Here is a 10,110-nt window from a genome sequence, read left to right on the forward strand (position 1 = left end):
TATGTATTCACCTTAATATTTTTGCTTTTTTAATATATATTTATTATTTACTTACTCATTTCTTTAGATTTTTCTATGCAGTCATCAATTGCTTTTATAACTGAGTTTCTGAATCCTTCTGCTTCTAAAGTTTTAACTGCTTCTATAGTAGTTCCACCTGGAGAACATACCATATCTTTTAATTCACCTGGATGTTTACCTGTTTCAAGTACCATTTTTGCAGAACCCATAACAGCCTGAGATACAAATGTATACGCTTGATTTCTTGGCATTCCTGCAGCAACTACTGCATCAGCCATAGCTTCTATAAACATAAACACATATGCAGGTGCTGATCCACTTGCCCCAATGACTGCATCTATTAAGTATTCATTTACTACTTCCGCCTTACCAAATGAGCTAAATATTTCCTTTACAAGATTTAGTTCTTCATCAGTTATATTTTTATTTTTACAAAGAGCACTCATACCTTCATTGACTAAAGCTGGAGTATTAGGCATAGTTCTAATAACCTTCTTATCTGAACCTATTACATTTTCTACTGATTCTATTGTTTTACCTGCAGCTATAGTTACAATTATTTTTTCATTGTCTATTAATTCTTTAACTCCTTCTAATACTAGATCGTACACATTTGGCTTTACAGCTACAATAACTATATCACTGTTTTTTACTACTTCCTTAGAGTCATTTGTTGTATTTATTCCATATTCATCTTTAGCATTTTCAAGTGCTATTTCATTTAAATCAGATGCAAACACATTGTTAGCCTCTACTAGTTTAGATTTAACAATTCCACCTATCATAGCCTTAGCCATGTTACCTGCCCCTATAAATCCTATTTTTTTGTTCATAAATATCTCTCCTTTTGTGTTATAAATTTATCATTTTGTTTAAATAGTTATAGGGTCTGCTTTAAGAATATAAAAATCTTAAAACATACCCTATTTAATATTTTTTTAAATATATTAGAAGCTTTGCTCTGTTCTTCCTATTATTTCATCTTGAAGAGCTCTGCTTAAATTATTAAAGTGATCACTATATCCAGCAACTCTAACTATTAAGTCTTTATATTCATCTGGATTTTTTTGTGCTGCTAACAATACATTTTTATCAAATACATTAAATTGTATGTGGTGTCCATCCATATTGAAATAAGCTCTAACTAAGTTAGACATATTTTCTAGCCCTTCTTCTCCTTGTACTACAGCAGGAGCAAATCTTTGATTTAAAAGCGTTCCTCCTGTTTTTAAATGGTCCATTTTAGAACAAGACTTAATAACAGCAGTAGGTCCATTCGTATCTCCACCTTTTTCTGGAGATATACCTTCAGATAATGGCTTTTGACTTAATCTACCATTAGCACTAGCCCCCATAACTTCTCCAAAGTAAACATGGCATGTTGTAGGTAGCATATTTATTCTATACTCAGCTCCCATAGGAGACTTTCTCCCTGTAACTTCATTATAGAATGAATTAAATACATCTTGCATTAAATCATCTGCATAGTCATCGTCATTACCATATTTAGGAGTTTTGTTAACTACCATGTTATATATAGCTTCATATCCATTAAAATTATTTTTTAAAGCTTCTAGTAATTCACTCATGTTAAACTTTTTCTTATCAAATACATTGTATTTTATAGAAGTTAAACTATCTGTTATAGTTCCTATCCCAACACCTTGTATATATTTTGTGTTATATCTTGCTCCACCTGCATTATAATCTTTTGCAGTTTTTATACAATCATCTACTATAACACTCATAAGTGGGGCTGGCATATGCTTTGAGTATATTCTTTCAATTACATTGTTTCCTTTTACCTTTATTTCTACAAAGTGATTTAATTGAGACTTAAATGCATTAAATAACTCTTCGTAAGATTTAAAGTTATTAGGATCACCAGTTTCTATCCCAAGCTTTTTATTTGTCATAGGATCTATACCATTATTTAAAGTTATTTCAAGAATTTTAGGTAAATTTAAATAACCTGTAAGTATATATGCTTCTTTTCCATAGCATCCTGTTTCTACACAACCACTAGTTCCGCCACATCTAGCATCTTCTATTGTTTTACCTGCTTCTAATAACTCTTGAATTATTGCTTCTGTGTTATAAAATGCAGGCTGACCCCAACCTTTTCTAGAAATTTCACATGCTCTTTTTAAGAACTTACTTGGAGTTTTTTTACTAATTTGTACATTTGAACTAGGTTGTAATAATTTCATTTCATCCATTACATCTAGAATAATATAACTTACATCATTAACTCCATCTTTACCATCTTCCGTTACTCCTCCTGTATTTATATTTGCAAAGTCAGTGTATGTTCCACTTTCTTTTAGTGTAACCCCTACTTTTGGAGGTGCTGGTTGATTATTAAATTTAATCCATAAGCATTCTAAAATTTCTTTAGCCATATCTCTATCTAATGTATCATTTTCTACATCATTTTCATAAAAAGGATTTAAATGTTGATCAAATCTACCTGGACTAAATGCATCCCATATATTAAGTTCTGTAGTAACACCTATGTGAACAAACCAATACATCTGAACTGCTTGGTGGAATGTTTCAGGTTTATTTGCAGGTACTACCTCACAATTTTTAGCTATAGTTAATAAATCTTTTTTCTTATCTTCATCAGTTTCTTTCTCTGCTAATTGCTTAGCATATTCAGAATAACGTTTTCCGTATATAATTAAAGCATCACAAGCAATAGCCATTCCCTCTAACTGAGCTTTTTTATCATAGGCTTCTTTATCGTTAACAAAATCTAGTTTGCTTATTTCTACTTCAATTTCCTTCTTTAAGTCTAAAAATCCCTTTTTATATATTGTTCCCCCACAAACTGTATGCCCAGGAGCTCTTTGTTCCATAAACTCTGTAAACACTCCATTTTCATAACAATCTAACCATTCTTGTTCCATTGAATTAACTATTTTTTGTCTTATTTGTCTATTTTTCCAAAAAGGTATTATTTCATCTTCGTGAATTTTCTTTACATCATCACTCACTTTAAAAGATATAATATCTCGTTTATCCATTATATCTAGATCTTCCATTGTATGGCAGCATAATTCTGGATAAGTAGGTGTACTTTGTGGCGAATCTCCTTTTTCTCCAACTATAAGTTCTCCATCATTTATACAAAGAGTTCTATTTTCCATATAGTGTTTAAATGCTAAAGCTCTAAGTACTGGTATTTCAACACTTCCCTCATATTTTTTATATCCTTCTGTCATAAGCCTAGCTCTTTCAATAGTTATAAAAGGTTGAGTCTCTATACTTTGCTTTCTAAGTTTTTTAGTTCTTTCAAAACTTCCTCTTTCCATATGATTATCCCCCAATCTTTATTTCAAAATTATTTGCTTTGAAAATTTGTTTTATTTCCTCTAATTTCTCGTCTGAAGGTCGTTTTAAATTTTCTCCTTCATACTGCATATAAAGCTTTTTGTATTTGTGCATTCCTATATTGTGGTATGGCAATATATTAACTTTTGCAATGTTTAAAGGCTTTATAAAATCTATTATTTTTTTAATTTCTTCATTGTTATCATCTACATTAACACCTTCTATTAAAGGTATTCTTATGTTTATATTTGCTCCTTTTTCACTTAGCATCTTTAAATTATTCAGAATTAATTTATTTGATTTCTTAGTAAAAAATTCATGTTTTTCATCACTTATTAACTTTATATCGTATAAAAATGTATCCACAAATGGTAATATAGCTTCATAGTTATCAAACTTTGAATGTCCACATGTATCTATTGCTACGTTTATACCTTTTTGTTTTAATGAAATTACTAGTTTTTTTATATATTCTATATCCTGAGTCATTACTTCGCCTCCAGATAAAGTAACGCCTCCACCTGACTCTTCATAAAAAGCCATATCTTTTATTAATTCTTTTACTAAATCTTTTATTTCATATGTTTTCCCAACTATTTCCCTTGCATTGTTTAAGCAAAAATCTATACAAGTCTCACAATATGTGCACTTTTCTTTTCTCAATTCAATTACATCTAAACCTTTATATATAGCTTTATTAGGACATTTCTCTATACAAGTCCCACACTTTAAACATTTTTCTTCATTATATAAAACTTCTTTTTTGTAATCCTGACTTTCTGGATTATGACACCATATACATTCTAAAGGACATCCTTTAAAAAATACTGTAGTTCTAATTCCATCCCCATCATGCAAACTATATTTTTGTATATTCAATATGAGTGGCTTATTCATTTAATCACCTTCAAATAGTTTTAGTTATTGTTAAAAGGATTTGGAGTTGCAACAACTATCATCCTTACCATTTTATTTGTATAATTAGCCCAATTGTGATTTCTTGAAGAATTGTAGTGTATACTATCTCCAGGATATAATTCATGTTGTTCCCCATCTAAAAATAGTGTTAAAGTTCCTTCTAATACATATACAAATTCTTCTCCTTCATGCGAATATGACTGTATATCTTCATCTGTATTATTTGGAAGAATATCTAAAAACCTAGGAAGCATAACCTTTTCCTTTAAGTCATTAGATAAATTGTACTGGATACATCCAGATGTACATATATTAAAAACTTCTTTTTCATAACTTCTAATTATCGGTCTTTTCTTAGTTCTTGGCTTTAAAAAGAAATAAGATAACTCAACTTCAAATACATCTGCAATACTCCCCAATGTGTCTGTTGCTATACTAGTTAATCCTCTCTCTAACTGAGATAAAAAACCAATAGATAAGTTAGTTTTTTCACTTAAATCTTTTAATGTCATTTTTCTTTGTGTTCTCAAGCTTTTTATCTTAGCTCCTATATGCTCATTCATATCTAACCCCTCTTTCGAAAACCATTTCCTCAATTTAAATATACTATATTGTTATAAATTTGTCTATCAATTTTTACATATAATTAACTTTTTTTAGTTATATCAAATTTTTTATATGTAAAATTAAATATAAGAAAAGCTATAGGCATTTAGCCTATAGCTTTTTCATTTTTACTCTCTTTCTTTACACTACAAACAATAAACCCTAAGCAAGTTATTACTATCGATAGTATATATATAGTTTTTAATCCAAATACATCTATTCCAAATCCAACAGGTAACTTGATTAATGCAGAAGAAACCCCAATCGCCATTGATGTTAATGTTAAAGCTGTAGCTTGAATTTCACTAGAAAATTTATCTTTTATATATCCAATATATGACACTAACATTGTTGAAAATGCTAAAGCTGTAAGTGGAGCCGTAAGTATAAATATCATTGGAGAAGTTGCAAATAAGCAAGTTATCCATCTTATTAAAAATGTAAGTATACCTATTTTAAATACTTTTTTATATCCATATTTTAAAACTAGCGAATTAATTTTTGACATAAAAAATATTTCAGGTAAAGCTGTAAATATCACTAGTATACCTATATCACCTTCACTTGCGCCTAGATCAATTAAATATAAACCTTGATAAGCATTAGTTACTTCACTAATACTTATTGTACATATAACAATAGCTAAAAGCCATAAATATGATTTATCTCTTATAAGCTCTTTTAAATCTTCTTTCATCGTTGAGTCTTTTAACTTTTCTTCTTCATCATATTTTTTAGAATCTAAAAACGGAAGTACTATTAAAGAAACCACAAATAAAATTATATATACTAAAAATATAATTCTAGAATTCGATGTTACTTTTATAAGTTGACCTGTTAAAAAACTTATAAGCGCAAAACCTACAGATCCTCCGCTTCTTATAATCCCATAATTTAAATTTTTATGCTTACAATAATCTGTAGTTATATTATCAGCTAAAGGTGATATTGCATATCTAAATGCCTCTGCTAACGTAGCTACTATAAGTAATACAGGGAATAATTTTACACTTGAGTACATCCCCATTATTAAACAATTTATAGCTACACAAATTCCAAGTATTTTTTTATCTTTTTTAGTTATATCAGTTATAATCCCCCAAAGAGGAACAACCAATATTCCTATTATTGATGGTATAGATGTTATGATTCCTATTTGCGTAGCAGATAGATTTAATGATCCTTCTAAGTATGGAACTATATACGGTATAAAGGCTCCTAAACCACCATATATAAGTACATAGTATAAATAGTATTTTGTCATGTCTTGCTCCCTTCAATCTGTTAAATACACTCCATTATATCATATTTTTGTAGTAAAATGATGAAAAATTCGCTTTGCTTGAGCGACTACGTCTGCAACTACTTCATGTCGCTCAAATAATAAATAAAATTGCTTAAGCGTAAAAAAGACCTAGATATAGATGAAAATCTATATCCAGATCTTTTCTCTAGTTAGACTTAGAAGTCAGCCAGTTTTTACCTTCAACTAATCTAGCAACCATCATAGCACAAACAGTATTTCCTGCTGAGTTTAATAGTGTCGCCGGTGCATCTATAACTGTTCCTAAAACAGTAATTATAGGTAGCATTTCTGGTGAAAATCCAAATACACTTAGTATTAACATTTCTCCAATTACTCCACCACCTGGTATAGCACCTACAACGGCACCTACTAAAAATGAAACTACTAATATACTTAATAGTGTAGATGGGTTAGTTATATCCATTCCGAAAATTCCCATTAAAAATGTTATTTTTAATACTCCTCCAATTACAGATCCATCTTTATGGATATTAGCACCTAGTGGTACAACTGTTTCTGCTATATCATCTGGTACTCCCATATTTTTAGCAGAAACTAAATTAACTGGTATACATGCTGCACTTGAGCAAGTTGCCACTGCTGTAACTGTTGGACCAACTGCATTTTTCCAGAAAATACTTATACCTTCTTTTCCTCCAGCTAAATAAGCATATATTGTATAGAATCCAAAGTAATATATAACAGTTATTCCTAAATATAATAAAAATGCAGTTACATATCCCGAAAGTATTTGAGTCCCTAATTCACCTATAACAGATGCAAAGTAACATCCAAGACCTATAGGTGCATAATACATTATTATTTTTATAATGTTTCCAATAACTTCTGATCCTTCTTCCACAAACTTTGCTATACCTTTTGCCTTTTCTCCAGCCATTGCAGTCGCAAGCCCAAATAGTACTGCAAATACTATAAGTTGTAACATATTTGACTTTGAAAACAACATGTTAAAATCATTAACTGTTACAGTTTTTACAATTTGATCTAAAAAACTAACTTTTTCAGCTTCTACAATTTCTCCACTTCCTATTATAGAAGTAAACATGCTAGAATCTAATCCTTTAGTTGGGTTTAAAATTATAGCTCCTATAATACCTATTAATGCTGCTATGAATGCTGTTGATAAAAATACTATAACAATATTACCCATTATTTTCCCTAATCTTTTCATAGTGTTCATATTTGCTATTGCTGATGAAACACTGAAAAATACAAGAGGCACTAGTGACATAAATAATAAATTTAAAAATAAGTCCCCAAAAGGCTTTAGCATGGTAGCTTTAGGTCCTAAAACTACACCTACAATTCCTCCGATTAATATTGCACCTAGTAATATTAATGATGATTTATAATTTTTTAAAAAGTTTTTCATTTGTCTTCTCCTTTTAATACTATCGCTTTAATGCACAATGAATTTTATTATATTATTATTTTTTTACCATGTACATTGCGTAAAATGCCCTATGCATTGTAAAAAGTGCTATACTATATATAGACGATTACAATTTATCTTATTTACGGTATATTAAATTGTAAATATTTTTAAAGTTATTACTATTATTTGAATATGAGAGGTTGTTTTTATGGATATAAATAAAGAAAATATAGATAAGGTTGGATATCTTGATGATAATTTTAAAATATTTCATATAAAGGATATGAGAGATATAAAGTTTGACTATCATCACCATGACTTTAATAAAATTACAATTTTAATTTCTGGTGATGTAGATTATTTAGTAGAAGGAAAATCATATAAATTAAAACCTTGGGATATTTTATTTATAAATAATACTGAAATACATAAGCCTATTATAAATCCTAATAAATATTATGAACGTATAGTTATATGGATAAATCCAGAATATATAGAAAAACATAATATATACGGAGATGATTTATTCACTTGTTTTAATATATCAAGTAAAAATAAATCTAATTTGTTAAGACTTAATCCAAATGACTTAGAAAATTTAAAAAATATTTTATTTAAAATTAAATCTGCTGAGTCTTCTGATGAATTTGGTCATATTATACTTAAAAATTCTTTATTTATACAATTCTTAGTTTTAATTAATAGACTATTTTTAAAAAGCGATGATACTTCAGAGGATGTTGAGTACGATGAAACAATTCAACAAATTTTTAGTTACATAAATGATAATTTAAATAAAGATTTATCTATAGACACTATAGCTAATAAATTTTTCATGAGCAAGTATTATCTAATGCGTAAATTCAAGTCTCAAACCGGAAGCTCTCTACATAGCTATATAGTTCAAAAAAGACTTATTTATGCTAAGTCATTAATAAAAAAAGGATATCTTATGAGTGATGCTTGTATAGAATGTGGATTTAAGGATTATTCAAGTTTTGTTAGAGCTTTTAAAAAAGCCTATGGAGTTTCTCCTAAACATTATTTAGATAGGATAAGCGAATTCGAAAAAAATCCATTTGATATAGAATAAAAAAACATGTCTAAAGTTTAAACTTTAGACATGTTTTTTATAATTCAATATTTTGACCTATTTTCTTCTCTAAAGATTTTTTGTAAATTTTATCAGCTACTACCATGTCAAACAGCCCCATTCCAACCGACTTGTACAAAGTAGTTTTTTCTTTTAAGTCCACGTTATTATTTTCTTTGAAAAATTCTCCCATGTTCTTAATATCACCTGATTTTATCAATCCTTTTTGTATTGGTACATATAAATCTCCACTTTCTTCCTTCGCAAAATCAGTGTCTACTACCACAATATCTGCAATTTCAAGTAATGCATCTGGTAACTCTCTCATGTCAGGTTTATAAGAACCTATTGCTATTATATGTTTTCCTCTCAATAATTCTTTATCTTCTTCTATAACTGGTTGATATGAAGTTGTTGCTGTTACTATAACTTCACTTTTTTGAACTAATTCTCTAGAAGTTTCTACTATATGTATATTAATATTTTTTAATTCTTTTTCTAGCTCATTTTTTAAATTAACTGCTTTTTCTTTTGTTCTATTATATAAGTAAACATTCTCTATATTTCTTGCCTTACATGCATATATAATTTGATAAAACCCTTGAACTCCTGTACCTATCAATCCTATATTTTTCACATCTGCTCTTGTTGTGTGTCTAACTCCAACACCACCTACTGCTCCAGTTCTAATTGCTGTAAGTGTTTTCCCATCCATCATACAAACAACTTCCCCTGTATTTATATCATTCACTAACATAATTCCATCAATTACAGGTTTGTTTATTTTTGCATTATTAGGTGCCACTGTAAGTATTTTCGTACCAAATGATTCTTTCGTAAAACAAGGCATATATAAAGAAGTTAAATCATTATTCTCAACTTGTAATCTATCTGGCATATTATACTCATTGTTTGCATACATTCTATATGCATCTTCTATAGCATCCATACACTCATCTAATGTTATAGACTTTATTATATCTTCACTATTTAAATAAATCATAAAAAATCTCCTTCCTAATTTTTGTTTATATAATTATATCATCTTAACAAAAAAGAGTATATAAAACTATTTTTTGTTAGCTTTTATATACTCTTTTTTAAAATATTATCCTATTTTTATATAATCTCCTGATACGTATCCGTATCCTCCATTATATTTTATCTTGTGCCATCCATTTTTACTTTCTACTATTTCTACCTTTGCTCCATTTGATAATGCCCCTATCTTTGAATAACCTGATCCGTAACCACTTCTTACATTTAATGAAGTTGCTGTTACTACTCCTGTTTTTGTTGTAGATGGTGGGTTTGTTGTACTCCCTCCTATTTTTATATAATCTCCTGATACGTATCCGTATCCTCCATTATATTTTATCTTGTGCCATCCATTTTTACTTTCTACTATTTCTACCTTTGCTCCATTTGATAATG

Annotated in this window: 9 protein-coding genes; 1 reads left to right on the forward strand and 8 read right to left on the reverse strand. The window is 28.8% G+C overall.

Translation table 11 applies throughout. The annotated features are described in order from the left end of the window. Positions 1-47: 47 nt before the first annotated feature. The 6 genes from proC to GFJ41_RS05960 all read right to left on the reverse strand — a co-directional run bounded on the left by proC (position 48) and on the right by GFJ41_RS05960 (position 7,580). Positions 48-854 carry a pyrroline-5-carboxylate reductase gene (gene proC, locus GFJ41_RS05935; protein ID WP_053833026.1) on the reverse strand — a complete coding sequence of 269 codons (807 nt, stop codon included), beginning with the start codon at positions 852-854 and terminating at the stop codon, positions 48-50. Between the two features lie 114 nt (positions 855-968). After that, complete coding sequence (gene hypD, locus GFJ41_RS05940; protein ID WP_035118443.1) at positions 969-3,338, reverse strand: trans-4-hydroxy-L-proline dehydratase; 2,370 nt, start codon at positions 3,336-3,338, stop codon at positions 969-971. Between the two features lie 4 nt (positions 3,339-3,342). Further along, on the reverse strand, positions 3,343-4,254 hold the full coding sequence (locus GFJ41_RS05945) for a trans-4-hydroxy-L-proline dehydratase activase (RefSeq protein ID WP_170074863.1): 912 nt from the start codon (positions 4,252-4,254) through the stop codon (positions 3,343-3,345). Between the two features lie 20 nt (positions 4,255-4,274). Continuing rightward, positions 4,275-4,838 (reverse strand): helix-turn-helix domain-containing protein, encoded by a 564-nt coding sequence (locus GFJ41_RS05950; protein WP_021431129.1) that lies wholly within the window; start codon positions 4,836-4,838, stop codon positions 4,275-4,277. Between the two features lie 149 nt (positions 4,839-4,987). Then, positions 4,988-6,145 carry an MFS transporter gene (locus GFJ41_RS05955; protein WP_170074864.1) on the reverse strand — a complete coding sequence of 386 codons (1,158 nt, stop codon included), beginning with the start codon at positions 6,143-6,145 and terminating at the stop codon, positions 4,988-4,990. Positions 6,146-6,332: 187 nt separating this feature from the next. Beyond that, positions 6,333-7,580, reverse strand: coding sequence for a dicarboxylate/amino acid:cation symporter (locus tag GFJ41_RS05960; RefSeq protein ID WP_085281977.1), 1,248 nt, complete (start codon positions 7,578-7,580; stop codon positions 6,333-6,335). Between the two features lie 211 nt (positions 7,581-7,791). Between GFJ41_RS05960 and GFJ41_RS05965 the strand changes: the two genes are divergently transcribed. Then, on the forward strand, positions 7,792-8,676 hold the full coding sequence (locus tag GFJ41_RS05965) for an AraC family transcriptional regulator (protein ID WP_035118435.1): 885 nt from the start codon (positions 7,792-7,794) through the stop codon (positions 8,674-8,676). A 37-nt stretch (positions 8,677-8,713) separates the two neighbouring features. Here GFJ41_RS05965 and GFJ41_RS05970 read toward each other — a convergent pair whose 3' ends face one another. Both GFJ41_RS05970 and GFJ41_RS05975 read right to left on the reverse strand, forming a co-directional pair. Then, positions 8,714-9,679: an ornithine cyclodeaminase family protein gene (locus tag GFJ41_RS05970; protein WP_035118432.1), complete on the reverse strand. Its 966-nt coding sequence runs from the start codon at positions 9,677-9,679 to the stop codon at positions 8,714-8,716. A gap of 105 nt (positions 9,680-9,784) precedes the next feature. Beyond that, a partial coding sequence (locus GFJ41_RS05975) for an SH3 domain-containing protein (protein ID WP_170074865.1) occupies positions 9,785-10,110 on the reverse strand: 326 nt, incomplete at its 5' end.

The organism is Paraclostridium dentum (genome assembly GCF_012922555.1).
Classification (GTDB): Bacteria; Bacillota; Clostridia; order Peptostreptococcales; family Peptostreptococcaceae; genus Paraclostridium; species Paraclostridium dentum.

What these genes read in the sequence shown, in the direction of transcription:
- GFJ41_RS05950 (WP_021431129.1), bottom strand. Translation starts at nt 4,838, where the DNA reads ATGAATGAGCATATAGGAGCTAAGATAAAAAGCTTGAGAACACAAAGA.
- GFJ41_RS05965 (WP_035118435.1), top strand. Translation starts at nt 7,792, where the DNA reads ATGGATATAAATAAAGAAAATATAGATAAGGTTGGATATCTTGATGAT.
- proC (WP_053833026.1), bottom strand. Translation starts at nt 854, where the DNA reads ATGAACAAAAAAATAGGATTTATAGGGGCAGGTAACATGGCTAAGGCT.
- GFJ41_RS05970 (WP_035118432.1), bottom strand. Translation starts at nt 9,679, where the DNA reads ATGATTTATTTAAATAGTGAAGATATAATAAAGTCTATAACATTAGAT.
- GFJ41_RS05945 (WP_170074863.1), bottom strand. Translation starts at nt 4,254, where the DNA reads ATGAATAAGCCACTCATATTGAATATACAAAAATATAGTTTGCATGAT.
- GFJ41_RS05960 (WP_085281977.1), bottom strand. Translation starts at nt 7,580, where the DNA reads ATGAAAAACTTTTTAAAAAATTATAAATCATCATTAATATTACTAGGT.
- hypD (WP_035118443.1), bottom strand. Translation starts at nt 3,338, where the DNA reads ATGGAAAGAGGAAGTTTTGAAAGAACTAAAAAACTTAGAAAGCAAAGT.
- GFJ41_RS05955 (WP_170074864.1), bottom strand. Translation starts at nt 6,145, where the DNA reads ATGACAAAATACTATTTATACTATGTACTTATATATGGTGGTTTAGGA.